The sequence below is a fragment of the Paracoccus sp. MC1862 genome (assembly GCF_016617715.1).
GTDB lineage: Bacteria > Pseudomonadota > Alphaproteobacteria > Rhodobacterales > Rhodobacteraceae > Paracoccus.
Map to the genome: position 1 here is coordinate 3108236 of NZ_CP067225.1, position 21760 is coordinate 3129995.

The following is a 21760-nucleotide window of genomic DNA, read 5'->3' on the forward strand; positions in this document are numbered from 1 at the left end:
TCAACCAAAAGCTGACCACGAATCAATGGCTTCGAATTTGTGTTCGCGTCACGTTCTAACGGGCCTGATCCGGCACCTCATCTTTCCCCCCAGAAGCCCATTGCTTCCCATGCTTTCCCATGGCATCCCTTCATCACGGATGACGGGCAGTGAAGGGGCACCAAGACCCCAAGCCATAGGCAGGCTTCATACAGGCACCCCGCCTTCCGAAAAACGACCTGGCCGCGCGCGAGCAGCACCTTCCCCCGAGGTGGCGCATGAGACCGGGCGATCCCCGAAACTTCGGGGCCCAGAGATGGGACGAGGGCGGCGGATCGGGCAGTGGCAGCGGCCCGATCCGCCCTTTCTCGTTTCAGGGCCTTGCGGTTCCGGCGAGGGACAGTGGAAGGTGGCAGGGCTTGGCGCGCAGGTTCAGAGGCTCGGAAGAGGTCAGGATCGACGCCAAGGGGCGCATCTCGATCCCCGCCCGCTTCCGGCGCGTCTTCGAAGCCGCCGACCCCGATTTTGAATCCCGCCAGCGCGCGCAGATGGTCATCGTATATGGCTTCGCCGACTGGACGCATCTTCGACTTTATACCATGGAAGCGATTGAAGAGATTGACGAGGGCATCAGCCGCATGGCCCGCGGCTCGGCCGAGCGCAGCTATCTGGAAACCCTGATGAACGGCTTGTCGGACGAGGCCGAGATCGATTCGGACGGCCGCCTCGTCCTGCCCCAGCGCCTGCGCGAGAAGATCGGACTGGGCGACCGCGCCTTCTTCATGGCGCAGGGCGACTACCTCAAGGTCACGACGCCCGAGACGCATGAGGCCGACCTGCGCAAGATCGAGGCCGGGATGCCCGCGCTGGAACCCGGCGCTGACCCGCTGTCGCTGTTGCCTCCCGCTGAAAGCTGATGAGCGCGCCGCATGTCCCTGTCCTGCTCGACCCCCTGCTGGCGGCGGTCGCCCCTGTCCGTGGCACATGGGTGGACGGCACCTTCGGCGCGGGCGGCTATGCGCGCGGGCTGCTTGAGGCCGGGGCCGAGCGCGTCATCGGCATCGACCGCGACCCGGCGGTGTTCGACATGGCCCGCGCATGGGCGAGCGGCTATGGCGAAAGGCTGCGGCTGGTGCAGGGCACCTTCTCGGATCTCGACGAACTGGCGGGCGCGCCGGTCGATGGCGTGGTGCTGGACCTCGGCGTCAGTTCCATGCAGCTCGACCAGCCCGAGCGCGGATTCTCCTTCCTGCGCGACGGGCCGCTGGACATGCGGATGGCGCAGGACGGTCCCACTGCCGCCGACCTGCTGAACCGCGCCGAGGAGTCCCGCATCGCCGACGTCCTTTACCACTATGGCGAGGAACGCGCCGCCCGCCGCATCGCCCGCGCCATTGTCGCCGCGCGGCCGCTAACGACGACCGCGCAACTGGCCGAGGTCGTCCAGTCCTGCCTGCCGCGCCCCAAGCCCGGGCAGAGCCACCCGGCCACCCGCAGCTTCCAGGCCATCCGCATCTGGGTGAACGACGAGTTCGGCCAGCTTCTTTCCGGGCTTGAGGCTGCAGAACGCGCGCTTAAGCCCGGCGGCAGGCTGGCGGTGGTCAGCTTTCATTCGCTGGAAGACCGCGTGGTCAAGCGCTTCATGCAGGTCCGCGCCAACGCGGCGGGCGGCGGTAGCCGCTACGCGCCCGAGGTGCGGCAGGACGCCCCCGCCTTCACGCTGCCCTTCCGCCGCGCGGTGGGCGCCGACGCGGCCGAACTGGCCGCGAACCCCCGCGCCCGTTCCGCCTTCCTGCGCGTCGCGATCCGCACCGACGCGCCTACAGGCCGCACCGATGCGGATGCGCTGGGCCTGCCGCGCCTGCCGGGGAACGGCTGATGCGGCCGCTGCTGTATCTTCTGGCCATGATGGCCGTCATGGGCCTCGCCTTCTGGGCCTACCGCGAGAACTATCGCACCCAGGCGCAGATCGACCGGATGCAGGTGGTCCAGCGCGAGATCGCGAGCCTGCGCGAGAACCTAGGCGTCCTGCGCGCCGAATGGGCCTATCTCAACCGTCCCGACCGCCTCAGCCAGCTTGTGGACATGAATTTTGACCGGCTGCGGCTGGCGCCCGTGCAGGCCAACCAGTTCGGCTCTGCCCGCAACATCGACTATCCGCCGCCCGAGCCGGTCGCGCCGCCCACGGAACTCACGCCCGGCGAATCGATGGCCGGCTGGGTGCCCCGCACGCCGTCGAACAACCGCGGGGCGCCGATGCCGCGCCCCGCGCCCCCCGGCTTCGAGCCGTCCGCCGATCCCGCCCCGGAACAGGAGTGACCGCCATGATCCGCACCCCCTTGCGCCCGCTGGCCCGCATCCTCAGCGCCCGGCAGGCCGGACAGGACCCCGACGAGATCGAGGCCGAGCAGCGCGCCCGCCGCCATGCCGAGATCCAGGGCCGCGCCCGCCGCCGGGCCGAGGGGCGGATCAAGCTGATGGTGCTGGGCTTCATGGTCGCCTTCGGCACGGTGGGCCTGCGGATGGGGGCTCTGGCCAGCAGCCAGCCGGTGGAACCCCGCGCCCATGCCTCGGGGGCGCAGATCATCTCGCAGCGAGCCGACATCGTGGACCGGCGCGGGCGGGTGCTGGCCACGAACCTGTCCACCCACGCGCTTTACGCCCACCCCCACGACCTCGTGGACCCCGAGACGGCTGCCGAGAAGCTGGCCCGCATCTTTCCCGACCTGAATGCCGAGAGGCTCAAGCGTGACCTGACCGGCGAGCGCAAGTTCGTCTGGATCAAGAAGAAGCTGTCCCCCGAACAGATGCAGGCCGTCCATGACATCGGCGAGCCGGGCCTCGTCTTCGGCCCGCGCGAGATGCGGCTTTACCCGAACGGGCGGCTCGCCAGCCATATCCTCGGAGGTTCCCAGTTCGGGGCGGAAGGCGTCAGTTCCGCCGAGGTGCTGGGCATGGCGGGCGTCGAAAAGGCCTTCGACCGCTGGTTGCGCGACCCGGCCAATGCGGGCGCCCCCCTGCAGCTGTCCATCGACCTGACCGCGCAGGCGGCGATGGAGGAAGTGCTGGGCAACAGCATCAAGGTCATGAACGCCAAGGGCGCGACCGGCATCCTGATGGAGGTGAAGTCGGGCGAGATCGTCGCCATGGCAAGCCTGCCCGACTTCGATCCCAACGACCGGCCGCGGCCGCTGACCCAGGGCGACCCCTCGGACAGCCCGCTGTTCAACCGGGCGGTGCAGGGGGTCTATGAGCTTGGCTCGACCTTCAAGATCTTTCCCATTGCTCAGGCGATCGACGAGGGGCTGGTCAACGGCAACACCATGATCAACGCCTCCTCGCCCATGAAGATCGGGAAATACCTGATCCACGACTTTCACAACTATGGCGGCCAGTTGTCGGTGCGCGACGTGCTGGGCAAGTCCTCGAACGTGGGCACCGTACGGATCGCGCAGATGCTGGGGGCGGAACGGCAGCAGAAGTTCCTCAAGGACCTGGGCTTCTTCGAGCCGACCACCGTCGAGATGACCGAGGCACCGACGGGCAAACCCATCGTGCCATCGCGCTGGCCGGCGGTGACGGCGGCTACCGTGTCCTTCGGCCACGGGCTGGCGGCGAGCCCGCTGCATCTGGCATCCGCCTTCGCCACCATCGCCAACGATGGCCGCCGGGTGCGCCCGACGCTGGTGCACCGCAAGGAGTCCGTGCAGGGCGAGCAGGTGCTGTCGCCGGCTGCGGCGAAGCAGGCGCGGGATCTGCTGCGCCATGTCGTGACCAACGGCACCGCGCGGCAGGCCGAGGTCGCGGGCTATCAGGTCGGCGGCAAGACCGGCACCGCCGACAAGCCCCGCCCCAATGGCGGCTACTACAAGAACCGCAACGTTTCGACCTTTGCATCCATGTATCCGACCGACGATCCGGCCTATGTGCTGGTGGTGACTCTGGACGAGCCCAAGGTGTCCGCCGCCGGCGGGGGCGAGATGCGGACCGCCGGCGCCACCGCCGCGCCGGTCGCGGCCGCCCTGATCCAGCGGCTGTCACCCACGCTGGGCCTGCAGCCCGACGGGGTGGACCTGCCCGTCATTGAACCCCGTCCGGCCGATGCCGTAAGGGTCTCGGCGAAATAAGGACCGAGGGGACCATGGAGAACGACAAGGCCATGAGCCTGTCCCGGTTGGGGCTGCGGGCAGGAGATGGAAGCAATCCCCGGATCACCGGCCTTTCGGTCGATTCGCGCCATGTCCGAGACGGGCATCTGTTCGCGGCGCTGCCCGGATCGGCGCTGCACGGGGGCGAGTTCATCCAGTATGCCCTGCGGCAGGGAGCGGCGGCAATCCTGACCGACAGGCAGGGCGCCGGGATCGCGGCGGCCGAGCTTGCTGCATTCCCTGCCGCGCTGGTCGTGGCCGAAGACCCTCGCGCGGCGCTGGCCGGCGCGGCTGCACTGTGGTTCGAGACGCAGCCCGAGACGGTCGTGGCGGTCACGGGGACCTCTGGCAAGACTTCGGTCACGAACTTCACCCGCCAGATCTGGCAGGCGCTGGGGCTGAAAGCGATCAGCCTTGGGACCATGGGCGTGGAAGGGGATTATACGGCGAAGTTGGCCCACACGACGCCCGAGCCGGTAACACTGCACCGCGTGCTGTCCGAAGCGGCTGACGCCGGAGTGACTTATGCGGCGATGGAGGCATCCTCGCACGGCCTCGACCAGCGCCGTCTGGACGGAGTGCGGGTCGCGGCGGGGGCCTTCACCAACTTCAGCCAGGACCACCTGGACTATCACCATGACTTCGACAGCTACTTCGCCGCCAAAGCGCTGCTGTTCAACCACATCCTCGAACCCGGCGCGGCGGCGGTCATCTGCACCGACGACGCGCGCGGGCGCGAGGCCGCGCAGATCGCCCGCGACCGTGGCTTGAGGCTTATGACCTACGGCCGGGCTGAGGGCTGCGACCTGCGCATCCTTGCCCAGCGCTATGACGCGACGGGGCAGGAGCTGCGGTTTTCCGTGAAAGGCCGGACCCACCTGATCCGCCTGAACCTGATCGGCGGCTTCCAGGCGGAAAACGTCCTGTGCGCGGCGGGCCTGTGCCTTGCCACCGGGTCTGACGAATCCCGCGTCATCGCCGCGCTTCCCGGCCTGACCACCGTGCGCGGCCGGATGGAACTTGCCGCCCAGCGCCAGAACGGTGCGGCGGTTTTCGTGGACTACGCCCACAAGCCCGGCGCCGTGATCGCGGCGCTGCAATCCCTGCGTCCTCATGTGATGGGCCGCATCATCGCCGTGATCGGCGCGGGCGGCGACCGCGACCGGGGCAAGCGCCCTCTGATGGGCGAGGCCGCCCGGCAGCACGCCGACGTGGTCTATGTCACCGACGACAACCCCCGGACCGAGGACCCCGCCGCCATCCGCGCCGAGGTCATGGCGGGCGCGGGCCCGGATGCGACCGAGGTCGGCGACCGCGCCGAGGCGATCCTGCGCGCCGTGGACGCGCTGGAACCGGGCGATGCGCTGCTCATCATGGGCAAGGGGCACGAGACGGGGCAGATCATCGGCTCGGACGTCTTCCCCTTCGACGACGCCGAACAGGCCTCGGTCGCCGTCGCTGCGCTGGACGGCATGATATGAGCCTCTGGACTTCGCAGGATGCCGCCGCCGCGACCGGCGGCCGCGCGACTGCCGACTGGGTGGCCGAGGGTATTTCCATCGACACCCGAACGATTCGTCGGGGCGATCTGTTCGTGGCCCTGAAGGATGCCCGCGACGGCCACGACTTTGTGGCGCAGGCGCTGGAAAAGGGGGCCGCCGCCGCGCTGGTCAGCCGCATCCCAGAGAGCGTTCCCCCGGATGCGCCGCTGCTCATCGTCCCCGATGTCCTGCCCGCTCTGGAAGCCTTGGGCCGCGCCGCGCGGGTCCGCAGCGCCGCGAAGGTGCTGGCGATCACCGGCTCGGTCGGCAAGACCTCGACCAAGGACATGGCCGCCGCCGCGCTTGCCGGGCAGGGCCGGGTCCATGCCGCCGAGGCAAGCCTGAACAACCACTGGGGTGTGCCACTGACCCTGGCGCGGATGCCGGCAGATACTGACTGGGCGATCCTCGAACTCGGCATGAACCATCCGGGGGAAATCGCGCCCCTGTCGCGCATGGCCCGCCCCCATGTGGCGATGATCACCACCGTCGCCCCCGCCCACATGGAGGCCTTCGGCAGCCTTGAAGGCATCGCGGTGGAAAAGGCCTCGATCTTCGAGGGGCTTGAACCTGCGGGCCACGCCATCCTCCCCGAGGACCTGCCCGTGACGCAGATCCTGCGCGACGCTGCCGACCGTGCCGGCGCCATCGTCGTCGGCTTTGGCCAGGGCGGCGTAGCGCAGCCCCTGTCCTCGGCGGTCACGGAAGGAGAAACCCACGTCCGCGCCCGCGTGTTGGGCGAGACGCTGGACTTCACCATCGCCACCGCAGGCGCGCATTTCGCCATGAACGCGGTGGGCGTGCTGGCCGCTGTCACCGCGCTGGGTGCTGACCCCAGGGCCGCCGCCAAGAATCTATCCGACTGGCGCCCCTACAAGGGCCGGGGCGGAGTCGAACGGATCGGCGGGATCATGCTGATCGACGACAGCTACAACGCCAACCCGACCAGCCTCGCGGCGGGCCTCGCTACGTTGGATGCGATGCCGCCCGGTCGTCGGGTTGCCATCCTCGGCGACATGCTGGAACTGGGCGAGGACGAGACTGCCCTGCACTGTGGCATCGCCGATTATCCGCAAATGCAGGGGGTTGCGCTGGTCCATGCCTGCGGTCCCCGGATGCGCCACCTGATGGACGCGCTGCCCGAGGACAGGCGCGGCATCTGGTCCGAGGACGCCGCCGACCTCTGCGCCCGCGCGAGCGAACTGGTCCGCGACGGAGACGTGGTCTTCGTGAAGGGATCGAAGGGCTCGCGCGTGGCAAGCGTGGTTGACGCGATCCGCCGGGCGCGGCAGACGCCCGCATCAGATAACAACAAGGGGTAAACCCGATGCTCTACTGGCTGGCGGATCTGTCCGACAATGGCGGCGTCTTCAACCTGTTCCGCTATATCACCTTCCGCTCGGGCGCGGCCTTCTTCACCGCGCTGATCTTCGGCTTCATCTTCGGCCGCCCGCTGATCGACTGGCTGCGCGTCAAGCAGAAGAAGGGCCAGCCCCTGCGCGAGATCGGCCCGGACCACGTCCACAAGGGCGGCACGCCCACGATGGGTGGCATTCTGATCCTGTCGGCGCTGTTCATCTCGACCCTGCTTTGGGCGAGGCTCGACAACGGTTATGTCTGGGTCGTGCTGCTGGTGACGGCGGGTTTCGCGGCCATCGGCTTCGCGGACGACTATGCCAAGGTGACCAAGCAGCACCACGCGGGACTTTCGGGCCGTATCCGCATGGCGATCGGCCTTGCGATCGGCGCGCTGGCCGGGATCGCGGTCGCCTGGCTGAACCCGGACCCGCTGTCGGGGCAACTGGCGCTGCCCTTCCTCAAGAACGTGCTGATCGACCTCGGTATCTTCTTCATCCCCTTCGCCATGCTGGTGATCGTGGGCGCGGCCAACGCGGTGAACCTGACCGACGGGCTGGACGGGCTGGCGATCGGCCCGGTGATGATCGCCGCCTGCACCTTCGGGATCATCGCCTATCTCGTCGGCAACGCGAATTTTGCCAACTACCTCGGCGTCCACTTCGTCCCCGGCACCGGAGAGATCGCGGTCTTCGTCGCCGCCCTGATTGGCGGCGGCCTGGGGTTCCTGTGGTACAACGCCCCCCCCGCCGCCGTCTTCATGGGCGACACCGGCTCGCTCGCCCTTGGCGGGGCGCTTGGCGCCATCGCGGTCTGCATCAAGCACGAGATCGTCCTTGCCATCGTCGGCGGGTTGTTCGTGGTCGAGGCGCTGTCGGTCATCATCCAGGTCGCCCATTTCAAGCGCACGGGCCGCCGCGTCTTCCTGATGGCCCCGATCCACCACCATTTCGAGAAGAAGGGCTGGGCCGAGCCGCAGATCGTCATCCGTTTCTGGATCATCGCGGTGATCTTGGCGCTGATCGGGCTCAGCACGTTGAAGCTGCGCTAGAATGGCATCGAATTCTCTCAACGCTGTCGATGAAGTCTGCGCACGATTGACACGGTTGATCGGTGTAAGTGCCGCTGCCGGCTTGGTGGCCAGCAGGGATGGGCTAAATTGGGATGAGATGGCCGGCGAGTTTGGTCTCGCTACCATCGGGCTGGACGGTGCAGTCGCCGCCTTGGCCGCTCTTGTCCTTATCCTCTTGGCGCTTGCCCAAAGTTTCGCCCTTATAGTGCTGATAGGCGAGAAGATCGGCCCGCCCGTAAGGCGCTGGGGACGCTTGGCCAAGTTGCTTGCCCTGCCATTCCTTTTCGCTATCTGCCTCGTCATGGGGATCGTCATCACTGAAGTCCGCGAACTCGCCATGAGTATGTCACCATGATCCCCGTGCAAGGCGTTCAGAACCAGACCGTCGCCGTCCTTGGCCTCGGCCGCTCCGGCCGGGCCACCGCCGCCGCCTTGCGCGAGGGCGGCGCAAATGTCGTCGCCTGGGACGACAGCGCCGAGACGCGGGCGCAGGCCGAGGCCGAAGGGCTAACGCTCACTGACCTGACCCGCGATGCTGGCTGGCGGGACCGGATCGACGCGCTCATCACCTCGCCCGGCATCCCGCATCTCTACCCCCGCCCGCATCCGGCCATCACGCAGGCGTTGCGCCGAGGCGTACCGGTAGACAACGACATCGGCCTGTTCTTCCGCAGCTTCGGCGCGCTCGACTGGGATGCGTTCGATGTGGCCCCGCGGGTGATCTGCGTCACCGGCTCGAACGGCAAGTCCACGACGACCGCCCTGATCCACCATATCCTGCAGGCCGCGGGCCGGCCCACCCAGATGGGCGGCAATATCGGCACCGGGGCCCTCTCGCTGGAACTGCCGGTGGATGGCGAGGTGGTGGTGCTGGAACTGTCCTCCTACCAGACCGACCTTGCCCGCGCGCTGACGCCGGACGTGGCGGTGTTCACCAACCTGTCGCCCGACCACATGGACCGACATTCCGGCTTTGGCGGCTATTTCGCGGCCAAGCGGAGGCTGTTCTCGGAAGGCGGCCCCGACCGCTGCGTGATCGGCGTGGACGAGGACGAGGGGCGCTACCTCGCCAACCAGATGGGGCAGGGGCCGCAGGACGACCGGGTGATCCGCGTCTCGGTCGAGGACAAGCTCGACGGCTTCGGCTGGTCGGTGTCGGCGCGCAAGGGCTTCCTGTCGGAATGGCGCAAGGGGCGGCAGGTGGCCTCCATCGACCTGCGCGGGATCACGGGCCTGCCCGGCGCCCACAACCACCAGAACGCCTGCGCCGCCTATGCCGCCTGCCGCAGCATCGGCCTTGCCCCGCGCGACATCGAGACCGCCTTCCACAGCTTCGCGGGCCTGCCGCACCGCAGCCAGACGGTGGCCGAGATCGGCGGCGTGCGCTGGGTGAACGATTCCAAGGCCACCAACGTCGATTCCGCGGAAAAGGCGCTGATGGCCTTCGACAACATCCGCTGGATCGCGGGCGGCATGGGGAAGGACGGCGGCATCGCCGCTCTGGCGCCGCTGTTCGGGCATATCCGCAAGGCCTACCTGATCGGCCATTCGGCCCGCGACTTCGCGCTGCAACTTTCGGACACCCCTCACGAGGTCGTCGAGACGATGGAGGCCGCCGTCGCCCGGGCGGCCGCGGAGGCCGAGCCCGGGGACACGGTGCTGCTCGCCCCGGCATCGGCCAGCTTCGATCAGTATCCGAACTTCGAGAAACGCGGCGAGCATTTCACGGCGCTGGTTCAGGCCTTGCCGCGTTAGGGGGCTTCGGCCTCCCCCAGAGGTATTTGGGCCAGAAAGAAGCCCTTGCGGCTTGCCGGGCGTCATCGCCGGATGCAGGCTGGCGGCGGCAAACTGGAGGGGCCGATGAACGGAAGATGCGTCTGCGGCGCGGTGAGCTACCGGCTCGACCAGCCGCCGCTGTTCACCCACTGCTGCCATTGCAGCTGGTGCCAGCGAGAGACCGGCAGCGCATTCGCCGTCAATGCGCTGATCGAGACCGCGCATGTCCATCTGTCCGGGCCGGTCGAGGAGCGGACGATCCCCTCGGCCTCGGGCAAGGGGCAGATCCTCGTGGCATGCGCCAATTGCCGCACGACGATCCTCAGCCATTATGGTGGGATGCGGCGGGCAGTCGCCTTTGTCCGCACCGGTACGCTGGACGATCCCGGCGCGGTGCCGCCCGACATCCACATCTATGTGACCACCCGACGGCCCTGGGTGATCCTGCCCGAGGGCGTGCCGGCCATGCCCGGCTATTACCGCGCCTCGGAACACTGGCCCGCGGCGGCGCTGGCACGCCGCGATGCGATGCGGCAGGCGCAGCCCTCCGGTTCCTGACGGCCGGGCGGGCAGGGCGGCTGATCGCGCAAACATTTCTGGCTTCACCGCGCCTTCCGCGCTATCTTCCTGCCCAGATCCGGGCCGAACCGGACGCAGGCAGAGGCAGTGACAGCGGTGAACCCATGACCGAGATGGTCTACGGCGCCACGCCCGTGCGCGTGGGCGACCCCATTCTTCCACGCTGGTGGCGGACGGTGGACAAGTGGGCGCTGGCCAGCGTGCTGGCGCTGTTCGCGCTGGGGTTGCTGCTGGGCCTCGCCGCATCCGTGCCACTGGCGGAACGCAACAACCTGCCCGCCTTCTACTATGTCACCCGCCAAGCCGCCTTCGGGGGCATGGCGCTGGGGGTGATGCTGGTCATCTCGATGCTGTCGCCGGTGCAGGTGCGCCGCCTTGGCGTGCTGCTGTTCATCGGGGCGTTCCTGACCGTCGCCGCGCTGCCGGCGATCGGCACCGATTTCGGTAAGGGCGCGACGCGCTGGCTGTCGCTCGGCTTTGCCTCCGTCCAGCCGTCCGAGTTCCTCAAGCCCGGCTTCATCGCGATCTGCGGCTGGTTCATGGCCTCGGCCCAGGCGGTGGGCGGGCCGCCGGGCAAGCTTTATTCGTTCTTCATCGCGGGCGCCGTCATCGTCATGCTGGCGCTGCAGCCGGACTTCGGCCAGGCATCGCTGGTGCTGTTTTCCTGGCTGGTGATGTATTTCGTCGCCGGTGCGCCGGTGGTGCTGATCGCGGGCACGGTCGGGCTGGCCGGGATCGGGGGCATGTTCGCCTATGCCAACAGCGAGCATTTCGCCCGTCGCATCAACGGCTTCCTGTCGAATGACGTCGATCCCCGCACTCAGATCGGCTATGCCACCAACGCCATCCAGGAGGGCGGCTTCTTCGGCGTCGGCGTCGGCGAGGGCACGGTCAAATGGTCGCTGCCGGACGCGCATACCGACTTCATCATCGCCGTCGCGGCCGAGGAATACGGCTTCGTCATGGTCATGGCGATCATCGCGCTTTACTGCGCCATCGTCGTGCGCTCGCTGTGGCGGCTGCTGGAGGAACGCGACCCCTTTGCCCGCATCGCCGGCACCGGGCTTGCCTGCGCCTTCGGCGTGCAGGCGCTGATCAACATGGGCGTGGCGGTGCGGCTGCTGCCGGCCAAGGGGATGACGCTGCCCTTCGTCAGCTATGGCGGCTCGTCGGTGATCGCCTCGGGGATCACGCTGGGGATGCTGCTGGCGCTGACCCGGACGCGGCCGCAGAACGCCCTGGCGGACGTGCTGGGGCGGCCGGGCCGATGAGCGGAAGGCTCGCCCTGATCGCAGCGGGGGGAACTGGCGGGCATATGTTCCCCGCGCAGGCGCTGGCCGAACGGCTGCTGGCCGCGGGCTGGCGGGTGAAGCTGTCCACTGACGAACGGGGCGCGCGCTATGCCGGGGGCTTCCCGCCCGAGGTCACGCGAGAGATCCTGCGTTCCGCCACCACGGCGCGGGGCGGGCTTCTGGGCAAGCTGTCCGCGCCGCTGCGGATCGGGCAGGGGCTTGCGGGGGCCGTCCGCGTCATGCGCCGCGATCGTCCTGCGGTGGTGGTGGGCTTCGGCGGCTATCCGACGATTCCCGCGATGGGGGCGGCGCTGGCGCTGGGCCTGCCGCGGATGATCCATGAGCAGAACGGCATCATGGGCCGGGTGAACCGCATCTTCGCCCGCCGGGTGGACCGGGTCGCCTGCGGCACATGGCCGACCGACCTGCCGAAGGGGGTCAGGGGCCTGCATGTCGGCAACCCGGTGCGGCAGGCCGTGCTGGACCGGGCAGGCGCCCCCTATCAGCCGCCTGGCGACGGCGCGCTGAAGCTGCTGGTGATCGGCGGCAGTCAGGGCGCCCGGGTACTGTCGCAGACCGTGCCCGCCGCCGTGGCCGCCCTGCCGGACGAGTTGCGTGCGCGGCTGCAGGTCAGCCATCAGGCCCGCGCCGAGGATGCCGGGCGCGTCACCCGCGCCTATGCGGACGCGGGGATACGGGCCGAGGTGCAGCCCTTCTTCACCGACGTGCCGGAACGGCTTGCGGCCTGCCAGCTTGTCGTCAGCCGGGCCGGGGCGTCGTCCATCGCCGACATCACCGTGATCGGGCGGCCCGCGATCCTGATTCCCTATGCGGCGGCTGCGGGCGACCACCAGACCGCCAACGCCCGCGCATTGGCGGAAACCGGCGCAGCGGTCGTCTTGCCCGAATCCGTGCTGGACGCGGACAGCCTGACGCGCGATCTGCGGGCGATCCTGACGGACGCATCCCGCGCCCGCCGGATGGCGGAAGCCGCGCTCTCCTTGGGCCGCCCCGACGCGGCGGCCCGCCTGCATGACCTTGTGACGGAACTGACCCCATGAACGCAGCCACCAAGCTTCCCGGAGAACTCGGGCGGATCCATTTCGTGGGCATCGGCGGCATCGGCATGTCCGGGATCGCCGAGGTGCTGATGACGCTGGGCTACACGGTTCAGGGTTCGGACGCGAAACGGTCCAAGATCACCGACCGGCTGGAAAAGCTGGGCGCCACCGTCTTCGAGGGTCAGCGGGCCGAGAACATCGGGGACGCGGGCGTGGTCGTGATCTCGACCGCCATCAGGAAGGGCAACCCCGAGCTTGAGGAGGCGCGACGCCGCGGCCTGCCCGTCGTCCGCCGGGCCGAGATGCTGGCGGAACTGATGCGGCTGAAATCCAACATCGCCATCGCGGGCACCCACGGCAAGACGACCACCACGACGATGGTGGCGACTCTGCTGGATGCGGGCGGGCTGGACCCCACGGTCATCAACGGCGGCGTGATCCACGCCTATGGGTCCAACGCGCGGGCGGGCGCGGGCGAGTGGATGGTGGTCGAGGCCGACGAATCGGACGGCAGCTTCAACCGCCTGCCCGCGACCATCGCCATCGTCACCAACATCGACCCCGAGCACATGGAGCACTGGGGGTCCTTCGACGCGCTGCGCAAGGGCTTCACCGACTTCGTGTCGAACATCCCCTTCTATGGCCTCGCCGTCTGCTGCACCGACCACCCCGAGGTACAGAGCCTCGTCGGCCGCGTCACCGACCGCCGCGTCGTGACCTTCGGCTTCAACGCCCAGGCCGACGTGCGCGCCGTGAACCTGCGCTATGAGGACGGAATCGCCCATTTCGACGTGGCCCTGCAGGGCGAGCGCGACGAGACCGGCGAGGTCCCCATGATCGAGGGCTGCACCCTGCCGATGCCGGGCGACCACAACGTCTCGAACGCGCTGTCTGCGATTGCCGTGGCGCGGCACCTCGGGCTGAAACGCGCGCAAATCCGGGATGCCCTGGCGGCTTTCGCCGGGGTGGGGCGGCGCTTCACCAAGGTGGGCGAGGTGAATGGCGTCACCATCATCGACGACTACGGCCACCACCCGGTGGAAATCGCCGCCGTCCTGAAGGCCGCACGGCAGGCGACCAAGGGCCGGGTGATCGCGGTCCACCAGCCGCACCGCTATTCGCGGCTGTCGAGCCTGTTCGACGATTTCTGCACCTGCTTCAACGAGGCCGACGTCGTCGCCATCGCCGAGGTCTATTCGGCCGGCGAGGACCCGATCCCCGGCGCCTCGCGCGACGATCTGGTCGCCGGGCTGATCGCCCATGGTCACCGCCATGCCCGCGCGGTGATGGACGAATCGGACCTTGAACGGCTCGTCCGGGAACAGGCGCGGCCGGGCGACATGGTGGTCTGCCTCGGCGCCGGGACGATCAGCGCCTGGGCCAACGGGTTGCCCGAACGGCTGACGCTGAAGGCGGCCTGAGGGCATGATCGGGGACTATGCCCTGCCGGCGGCCTTGGCAGTGACTCTGCCGGGAGTGCTTGCCTGGCTCGCCGGCAGGCGCTTCGGCCTTGCGGGGCTGCTCGCCGTGATGATCTTCATCGGCGTGATCGCGGTCATCGGCTGGAACCTGACCCGCGACGTGCTGACGGGCGACGACCAGCTGCGCCGGTCGTCGATCATCTTCTTCGTGGTGGTGCCGGGGATCGTCTCGGTCGTGCTTGGCGCCATCGCCGGGTTCTGGGAGGCGCACCGGCGGCGCTTGTGACCACCGCAGCAGGGGGGCTTTCCGCCCCCATCGCCTGCCGCGATATCTGAGACCGTCAGAAAGGCGTAGGGAGGGGCTCTGATTGCCTTCGGCTGCCTCGATCAAGACGGCCCCGAGAATGTTCAGGGCCGCCTAAAGTCCTACTCCCCGCGCGGGAAGCGTTTGCTTTCTTCAAGGATGTCCAGGTTCATGTGGTTCCTCATGTAGCGCTCGGATGCGTCCATGAGCGGCTGGTAGTCCCAGGGAAAATAGGCGCCGTTCCGCAGCGCCTCGTAGACAATCAAGCGGCGGGCCTGGGACTGGCGCACCTCGGCGTCATAGGCGGCAAGGTCCCACTGCGCCTCGGCCCGCGCGCGCAGGCGCGCCAGCGTTCCGGCATGGGCAGGATCGGCCGCAAGGTTCGCCCGCTCGTCCGGGTCCGCATCCAGATTGAAAAGCTGCTCGGGATCGGCAAGGCAGCGGGTGTATTTCCACCGGCCCTCGCGGATGCCGACGATGGGGGAAACCGAGGCTTCCGCCGCATATTCCATCAGCACGGGCTGGGCCGCCGCGCCCGAGGCGACCGCAACCAGCGACTGCCCGTCCGTCCAAGGGGCGATCTTGTCCAGCGAGATGCCGGCGAGTTCCCCCAGCGTCGGCAGCACGTCGATGGTGGAGACGGGTGTGTCCACGCGGCCCGCAGGCATCCCGGGTGCCGCGATCATCAGGGGCACGCGGGCCGAGGGTTCGAAGAGGTTCATCTTGAACCACAACCCGCGCTCACCCAGCATCTCGCCGTGGTCGGACAGGACGACGATGATCGCCTCCTGCCGGGTGTCGCGCAGCACGCCCAGGATCTCGCCGATCTTGTCGTCGATATAGCTGATGTTGGCGAAATAGCCCTGCCGCGCGCGGCGGACCTGTTCCGGGGTGATGTCATATTTCCGCCAGTCGCAGGCGTCGAGGATGCGCCGCGAATGGGGGTCCTGCGCTTCATAAGAAATCGGCGCGGGCGGCTCGAGTTCCGGTGCGCCTTCGTAGAGATCCCAGTAGCGGCGGCGGGCGACGAAGGGGTCGTGCGGATGGGTGAAGCTGACCGTCAGGCACCACGGGCGCGGATTGCCGCCGCGCGACAGGTCGTAAAGCTTGCGGCAGGTATTATAGGCGACCTCGTCGTCATATTCATACTGGTTGGTGATCTCGGCCACGCCCGCGCCGGTGATCGAGCCCATGTTGTGATACCACCAGTCGATACGCTCGCCGGGGCGACGGTAATCCGGGGTCCAGCCGAAATCGGCGGGATAGATGTCGGTGGTCAGCCGCTCCTCGAAGCCGTGCATCTGGTCGGGGCCGACGAAATGCATCTTGCCCGACAGGCAGGTGTGCCAGCCCGCGCGGCGCAGGTGATGGGCATAGGTCGGGATGTCGGAGGCGAACTCGGCCGCGTTGTCATAAACCCGCGTGCGGCGCGGCAACTCCCCCGACATGAAGGCCGCCCGCGCCGGGGCACAAAGGGGCGAGGCCGTGTAGGCATTGGCGAAGCGGGTCGAACGTTCCGCCAGCGCCCGCAGGTTCGGCGCGTGCAGGAAAGGCGCGGGGCCGTCGGGGAACCATGTGCCCGAAAGCTGGTCCGCCATCAGGATCAGGATGTTCGGACGGCTCACTTCAGCACGGCTTCCTTCACGGCGGCAGTGCCGTCGCCGCCTTCCAGCGTGGTGACGCCCGCCATCCAGCGCTCGATCAGGTCGGGCTTGTCGGCAAGGTAGGCCTCTGCCGCCTGCGGCCCGGTCATGGCGCCGTCAAGGATCAGCGCCATCAGCGCGTTTTCCATGTCCACGTCGAAGGTCAGTTGCGTCAGCAGCTTCGCGGCGTTGGGGCACTGGGCGACCCACTCCTTGCGGGCGAGCGTGTGGACGCTGGCGCCGCCAAAGTCTGGGCCGAACTCCGCGTCGCCCCCGGTCAGCCAGGTGATCTCATGCGCCACGTTCATCGGATGCGGCGCCCAGGCGAGGAAGACCGTGGGCGTTCGCTGGCTGTCATTGCGCGCGACCTGCGCCAGCATCGCCTGCTCGCTCGATTCCACCAGTTCCCAGTCGCCCAGGCCGAATTTGTCCGCCTGGATCATGCCTGCGACCGACAGGTTCGCGGGCGCCCCCGGCTCGATGCCGTAGATGCGGCCTTCGAAGGCGTCGCGGTGCGCGTCGAGATCGGCGAAATCCGTGATCCCCAGCGCGCTGCCTGCCGCGTTGACGCCCAGCGTGAACCTGGCGCCCTCGAGGTTCACGGCCAATTCCTGCACCTGCCCCGAAGCGTCCAGATCGGCCCGGAAAGCCTGCTGCGCCGGCATCCAGTTGCCGAGGAAGGCGTCGATCTGTGCCGTCTTCAGCGCCTCGTAGCCGATCGGCACCGACAGCGAGCGCACGTCGGGCTCGTAGCCCAGCGCCTCCAGCAGCACATGGGCCACGCCGTTCGTCGCGGTGATGTCGGTCCAGCCGGGGTCGGACAGCCGGACGGTTTCGCAGGACGCATCCTCGGCCAGCGCCGGGGCGGCAAGGCCAAGCGCCAGGGCGGCGGTCAGGGCGGCGGAACGGGCGGGCAGGGGCATCGGGTCTCCGGTCTTGGGGCGCAGGGGCGTCGGTGTCGCAGGATGGTGGCGCGGGCGCCGGGGCATTGCAACCGACTTGCCCGACGGGGGCGGCTGCCCTAGGCGGGGGCCGCCGAAAGGAGTATGCCGATGACCAACCCTCCGCCCATCCGGGGCACGCTGACGCAGGACCGATCCTTGGCCGAGCTGACCTGGCTGCGCGTGGGCGGCCCGGCCGACTGGCTGTTCCAGCCTGCCGACCGAGACGACCTGGCCCTGTTCCTGCGGAACCTGCTGCCCGAGGTGCCGGTCTTCCCGATGGGCGTCGGCTCGAACCTGATCGTGCGCGACGGCGGCATCCGCGGCGTGGTGATCCGGCTGGGCCGTGGCTTCAACGGCGTCGAGGTCGAGAACGGGCTTGTCCATGCCGGCGCCGCCGCGCTGGACATGCATGTGGCCCGCCGCGCGGCCGAGGCGGGGCTGGACCTGACCTTCCTGCGCACCATCCCCGGCACCATCGGGGGCGCGATCCGCATGAACGCGGGCTGCTACGGTTCCTATGTGGCCGACCATCTGGTGCAGGCCGAGGCGGTGACGCGGCAGGGTGATCTGCAGGTGCTGACCTCCGACGACCTGCGCTTCGCCTATCGCTCGTCGGCGCTGCCCGAAGGCTGGGTGCTGACCCGCGCCAGTTTCCGCGCCGAGGCCGGCGACCCGCAGGCGCTGGCCGCGAAGATGGAGGCGCAGCTTGCGAAACGCGACGCTTCCCAGCCCACGAAGGACCGCACCGCCGGCTCGACCTTCCGCAACCCGGCGGGCTACAGTTCCACGGGGCGGGCGGACGACAGCCACGATCTCAAGGCCTGGAAGCTGATCGAGGACGCCGGCCTGCGCGGCCACCGCCTTGGCGGGGCGCAGATGAGCGAGAAGCACCCGAACTTCCTGCTCAACACCGGCGGGGCCACGGCAGCCGATCTCGAGGACTTGGGAGAGCTTGTCCGCGCCCGCGTCCGCGCGGCCAGCGGCCACGACCTTGCATGGGAGGTCGTGCGGGTCGGCGAGCGCTGATCGCGCAGAGCGTGTGTTCGCCGCGCGAACCCCCTTCCCCCGGCCACGGCTTTGTGACTATCATCACCGCATCGAACAGCGCCGTCCAAGGCGCGGCGAAACCGGGGGCGAAGATCCCCGAATCAGTCCCCGGCTTACGGGGCGAAAGGCAGATGTGGCGGGCAGGTCGAGCAGGACAGCCCACACCGTAGCGGTCCTGATGGGCGGCCCCTCGGCGGAACGAGAGGTGTCGTTGTCCTCGGGGCGCGGATGCGCGGATGCGCTGCGGGTGGCGGGGTATGAGGTGGTCGAGATCGCGCTCGGCCCGGATGACGGCGCGAGCCTGCCCCTGCGGCTGGCGGAAGCCTGTCCCGATGTGGTCTTCAATGCGCTGCATGGCCGGATGGGCGAGGACGGGCGCGTGCAGGGCCTGCTGGAATGGCTGGGCTACCGCTATACCCATTCGGGCGTGCTGGCCTCGGCGCTGGCGATGGACAAGACCCGCGCCAAGCAGGTCTTCCGCGAGGCCGGGCTGCCGGTCGTCGAAAGCGTGCTGGCCAGCCGCGAGGACGCGCGGGCCGAGCATCTGCTGCCGCCGCCCTATGTCGTGAAGCCGAATGACGAGGGGTCCTCGGTCGGCGTCTATATCGTCCGCGAGGGCGACAATGCCCCGCCACTGTCTGACGATATGCCCGACGAGGTCATGGTCGAGGCCTATGCGCCGGGCCGTGAACTGACCGCGACGGTGCTGGGCGACCGCGCGCTGGGCGTGACCGAGATCGTCACCGACGGCTGGTATGACTACGAGGCCAAGTATTCGGCCGGCGGATCGCGCCACGTGGTCCCGGCCGAGATCCCCGATCAGATCACCCGCGCCTGTCTGGATTACGCGCTGCGGGCGCATGACGCGCTGGGTTGCCAGGGCCTGTCGCGCACCGATTTCCGCTGGGACGACAGCCGCGGCCTGGACGGGCTGGTGATCCTTGAAACCAACACCCAGCCAGGGATGACGCCGACCTCGCTCGCCCCCGAGCAGGCGGCCCTTGCGGGCATCGATTTCCCCGCGCTGTGCCGCTGGATCGTGGAGGACGCGCTGTGTCGGGACTGAAGCATCTCACCCGGACCTTCCAGTCCGCGCGCCTGCCTGCGCCCATGCGCCGGGCGGGCGCGCGGCCGCAGCCCGCAACCACCCCGCGGCGGGAACCGGGGCCTTCGCGGCTGGCCTACCGGCTGAACCGGCTGTGGCTGACGCCGCTTTACCGACGGCTGTTCCGCGTGGGCATCCCGATCCTCGTGATCTGCGCCTTTGCCGGGGCGTGGCTGGCCGACGACACCCGCCGCGCGAACCTGACGGGCACGATGACGGCGATGGTGGACCGTATCCAGTCGCAGGAAGCCTTCATGGTCCACGGAATGCAGATCGAGGGCGCATCTCCTGCCGTGGACAAGGCGCTGCGGGCCATGCTGCCGGTGACGCTGCCCGCATCCAGCTTCGACATCGACCTGCCCGAACTGCGGGCCGCGGCCGAGCGGCTGGACGCGATCGAGAAGATGGAACTGCGGATCCAGCCCGGCGGGCTGTTGTCCGCCGTCGTGACCGAGCGGACGCCCGCGATCCTGTGGCGCCATGCGCGGGGGCTGGACCTGCTGGACGCGGGCGGCCATCGCGTGGCCTCCGTCACCTCGCGCGACGTGCGGACCGACCTGCCGATGATCGCGGGCGAGGGCGCGGGCCGTCACGCCGCCGAGGCCTTGGCGCTGATCAACGCCATCGGCCCGATCCTGCCGCGCCTGCGGGGCCTGGAACGCATGGGCGAGCGGCGCTGGGACGTGGTGCTGGACGGCGGCCAGCGGATCATGCTGCCGACCGACCGGCCGCTGCCGGCGCTGAAAAGGGTTCTCGCCATCGACCGCGAGGACGGGCTGCTGGCCCGCGACGTGGTGGCGGTGGACATGCGCGACCCCGCGCGCCCCGTGCTGCGGATGGGGCTGACGGCGCAGAACACGCTGCGCCGCGCCGCCGGGCTGCCGGAACTGGACGCCCAGGGCAACGAGATCGACCCCGAGGACGGGGCGAAGACCGGCGCCAAGACCGCAAGCGCGTCGCGCGGCTGACGACAGGGACAGGGGGACGACGGGGATGCGGGATCTTTACGAGGCTCAGCGGGCGATGCGGCAGGCGCGCCGCGCGGCGATGGCGCGGGGCGTGCTGGCGCTGCTGGACATCGGCACCTCGAAAGTCACCTGCATCATCCTGGAGTTCGACGGCCCCGGCCAGTTCCGCGGGGCCGACGGGGTCGGACCGATGGCCGGGCAATCCTCGTTCCGGGTGATCGGCCAGTTCACCACCCAGTCCCGCGGCGTCCGCTATGGCGAGATCGAGGCCATGGCCGAAACCGAGCGATGCGTCCGCCACGCGATCCAGGGGGCGCAGAACCAGGCCGGGCTTCGCGTCGATCACGTCATCGCCACCATCTCGGGCGGCCGCCCGGCCTCCTATGGCCTGGCCGGAGAGGTCCCGCTGCGTTCGGGCAAGGTGGCCGAGGCCGACATCGGCGCGGTCCTGGCCGCCTGCGAGGTCCCCGATTTCGGCCGCAACCGCGACGTGCTGCACGCCCAGCCGGTGAACTTCGCGGTCGATGCGCGCTCGGGGCTTTCGGACCCGCGCGATATCGTGGGCAACCGGCTGGCGGTGGACATGCACGTCCTGACCATCGACAGCACGACCGTGTCGAACCTGATCCACTGCATGCGGCGCTGCGACCTGGAACTCGCGGGCCTCGGCTCGGCCGCCTATGCGGCCGGGCGCGCGGCGCTGGTCGAGGACGAACAGGAACTGGGCGCGGCCTGCATCGACATGGGCGGCGGCGTCACCGGCGTGTCGCTTTTCCTCAAGAAGCACATGCTCTTTGCCGATGCCGTACCGATGGGGGGCGAGCTGGTCACCCGCGATATCAGCCAGGGATTGCGGGTGCCGATAACGGTGGCCGAATGGCTCAAGACCCGCCACGGCGGCCTTGAGGCGACCGGCCGCGACGACCGCGAGATGATCCCCGTCACCGACGGGAATCCCGACGACCAAGGGGGCGAGCGCCGGCATGTCAGCCGCGCCGACCTCATCGGCATCATGCGCCCGCGGGTCGAGGAAATCTTCGACGGCGTGCGCGAGATCCTGGACGCGGCGGGCTTCGACCAGATGCCCGCCCGCCAGGTGGTGCTGACCGGCGGCGGCAGCCAGATCCCCGGCCTCGACACGCTGGCCACGCGAATTCTCGGCTACAACGTGCGGATCGGGCGGCCCTTGCGGATACAGGGGCTGGCGCAGCAGCACACCGCCGCCTGCCATGCCGCGACCGTGGGGCTGGCCCTGCACGCGGCCAATCCGCAGGACGAATGGTGGGACTTCGAGATGCCCGCCGAACGGGCCGGGGTCGCGGGGATCGGCCGGGCGATCCGGTGGTTCCGGGCCAATTGGTAGGGGGGTGGCGCGGGCTGTCGCACCCGGTTGCACTATCGGCGGCATACCGCCAAAACCCGCCCCGGCCGGGCCTCGAATCGGCGGACGGCGGACGATTGGTAAGTGACGCGAGGGCTCAATCTGATACCTTCGCGGCAAAAGAGCAGATTCGACCGGGCGCC

The 21760-nt window shown here is 69.1% G+C and carries 20 protein-coding genes; 18 read left to right on the plus strand and 2 right to left on the minus strand.

Annotation, left to right across the window (positions count from 1 at the left end; all coding sequences use genetic code 11):
• The first annotated feature begins 398 nt into the window (after positions 1-398).
• The 14 genes from mraZ to JGR78_RS15450 all read left to right on the plus strand — a co-directional run bounded on the left by mraZ (position 399) and on the right by JGR78_RS15450 (position 14511).
• A complete protein-coding gene (gene mraZ, locus JGR78_RS15385; protein ID WP_182791029.1) occupies positions 399-896 on the plus strand; it encodes a division/cell wall cluster transcriptional repressor MraZ in 498 nt (165 codons plus the stop codon).
• Positions 896-1858 carry a 16S rRNA (cytosine(1402)-N(4))-methyltransferase RsmH gene (gene rsmH, locus JGR78_RS15390; protein ID WP_182791028.1) on the plus strand — a complete coding sequence of 321 codons (963 nt, stop codon included), beginning with the start codon at positions 896-898 and terminating at the stop codon, positions 1856-1858. The genes mraZ and rsmH overlap by 1 nt, the downstream gene beginning before the upstream one ends.
• Positions 1858-2298, plus strand: coding sequence for a cell division protein FtsL (locus JGR78_RS15395; RefSeq protein ID WP_234450781.1), 441 nt, complete (start codon positions 1858-1860; stop codon positions 2296-2298). Before rsmH ends, JGR78_RS15395 begins: the two co-directional genes overlap by 1 nt.
• A 5-nt stretch (positions 2299-2303) precedes the next feature.
• Positions 2304-4106: a penicillin-binding protein 2 gene (locus tag JGR78_RS15400; protein WP_182803492.1), complete on the plus strand. Its 1803-nt coding sequence runs from the start codon at positions 2304-2306 to the stop codon at positions 4104-4106.
• Between the two features lie 14 nt (positions 4107-4120).
• On the plus strand, positions 4121-5608 hold the full coding sequence (locus JGR78_RS15405) for a UDP-N-acetylmuramoyl-L-alanyl-D-glutamate--2,6-diaminopimelate ligase (RefSeq protein ID WP_234450782.1): 1488 nt from the start codon (positions 4121-4123) through the stop codon (positions 5606-5608).
• On the plus strand, positions 5605-6990 hold the full coding sequence (murF, locus tag JGR78_RS15410; protein WP_182791026.1) for a UDP-N-acetylmuramoyl-tripeptide--D-alanyl-D-alanine ligase: 1386 nt from the start codon (positions 5605-5607) through the stop codon (positions 6988-6990). Before JGR78_RS15405 ends, murF begins: the two co-directional genes overlap by 4 nt.
• Positions 6991-6995: 5 nt before the next feature.
• On the plus strand, positions 6996-8075 hold the full coding sequence (gene mraY, locus JGR78_RS15415) for a phospho-N-acetylmuramoyl-pentapeptide-transferase (RefSeq protein WP_182791025.1): 1080 nt from the start codon (positions 6996-6998) through the stop codon (positions 8073-8075).
• 1 nt (position 8076) lies between these two features.
• Entirely contained in the window at positions 8077-8451 is a 375-nt protein-coding gene (locus tag JGR78_RS15420) for a hypothetical protein (protein ID WP_182803490.1), read from the plus strand.
• Positions 8448-9851 carry a UDP-N-acetylmuramoyl-L-alanine--D-glutamate ligase gene (gene murD / locus JGR78_RS15425; protein WP_182791023.1) on the plus strand — a complete coding sequence of 468 codons (1404 nt, stop codon included), beginning with the start codon at positions 8448-8450 and terminating at the stop codon, positions 9849-9851. Before JGR78_RS15420 ends, murD begins: the two co-directional genes overlap by 4 nt.
• A gap of 105 nt (positions 9852-9956) precedes the next feature.
• Positions 9957-10430, plus strand: a complete 474-nt coding sequence (locus JGR78_RS15430; protein WP_182791022.1) for a GFA family protein — start codon at positions 9957-9959, stop codon at positions 10428-10430.
• 125 nt (positions 10431-10555) lie between these two features.
• Positions 10556-11722 carry a putative peptidoglycan glycosyltransferase FtsW gene (locus JGR78_RS15435; protein WP_182791021.1) on the plus strand — a complete coding sequence of 389 codons (1167 nt, stop codon included), beginning with the start codon at positions 10556-10558 and terminating at the stop codon, positions 11720-11722.
• Positions 11719-12804: an undecaprenyldiphospho-muramoylpentapeptide beta-N-acetylglucosaminyltransferase gene (gene murG / locus JGR78_RS15440; protein WP_182791020.1), complete on the plus strand. Its 1086-nt coding sequence runs from the start codon at positions 11719-11721 to the stop codon at positions 12802-12804. Before JGR78_RS15435 ends, murG begins: the two co-directional genes overlap by 4 nt.
• Positions 12801-14225: a UDP-N-acetylmuramate--L-alanine ligase gene (gene murC / locus JGR78_RS15445; RefSeq protein ID WP_182791019.1), complete on the plus strand. Its 1425-nt coding sequence runs from the start codon at positions 12801-12803 to the stop codon at positions 14223-14225. Before murG ends, murC begins: the two co-directional genes overlap by 4 nt.
• A gap of 4 nt (positions 14226-14229) precedes the next feature.
• Complete coding sequence (locus JGR78_RS15450; protein ID WP_182803488.1) at positions 14230-14511, plus strand: hypothetical protein; 282 nt, start codon at positions 14230-14232, stop codon at positions 14509-14511.
• Between the two features lie 140 nt (positions 14512-14651).
• Here the strand turns inward: JGR78_RS15450 and betC are convergent, their stop codons facing one another.
• Both betC and choX read right to left on the minus strand, forming a co-directional pair.
• A complete protein-coding gene (gene betC, locus JGR78_RS15455) occupies positions 14652-16154 on the minus strand; it encodes a choline-sulfatase (RefSeq protein ID WP_182791017.1) in 1503 nt (500 codons plus the stop codon).
• Positions 16151-17095 (minus strand): choline ABC transporter substrate-binding protein, encoded by a 945-nt coding sequence (gene choX, locus JGR78_RS15460; RefSeq protein ID WP_182791016.1) that lies wholly within the window; start codon positions 17093-17095, stop codon positions 16151-16153. Before choX ends, betC begins: the two co-directional genes overlap by 4 nt.
• A 123-nt stretch (positions 17096-17218) precedes the next feature.
• Here choX and murB point away from each other — a divergent pair, with 123 nt between their 5' ends.
• The 4 genes from murB (at position 17219) to ftsA (ending at position 21599) form a co-directional block, all read left to right on the plus strand.
• Entirely contained in the window at positions 17219-18142 is a 924-nt protein-coding gene (murB, locus tag JGR78_RS15465) for a UDP-N-acetylmuramate dehydrogenase (protein WP_182803486.1), read from the plus strand.
• A gap of 199 nt (positions 18143-18341) precedes the next feature.
• Complete coding sequence (locus JGR78_RS15470; protein WP_234450968.1) at positions 18342-19229, plus strand: D-alanine--D-alanine ligase; 888 nt, start codon at positions 18342-18344, stop codon at positions 19227-19229.
• Positions 19217-20236, plus strand: coding sequence for a cell division protein FtsQ/DivIB (locus tag JGR78_RS15475; protein ID WP_234450783.1), 1020 nt, complete (start codon positions 19217-19219; stop codon positions 20234-20236). The genes JGR78_RS15470 and JGR78_RS15475 overlap by 13 nt, the downstream gene beginning before the upstream one ends.
• A gap of 25 nt (positions 20237-20261) precedes the next feature.
• Positions 20262-21599, plus strand: coding sequence for a cell division protein FtsA (gene ftsA / locus JGR78_RS15480; RefSeq protein ID WP_182803484.1), 1338 nt, complete (start codon positions 20262-20264; stop codon positions 21597-21599).
• The last annotated feature ends 161 nt before the right edge of the window (positions 21600-21760 follow it).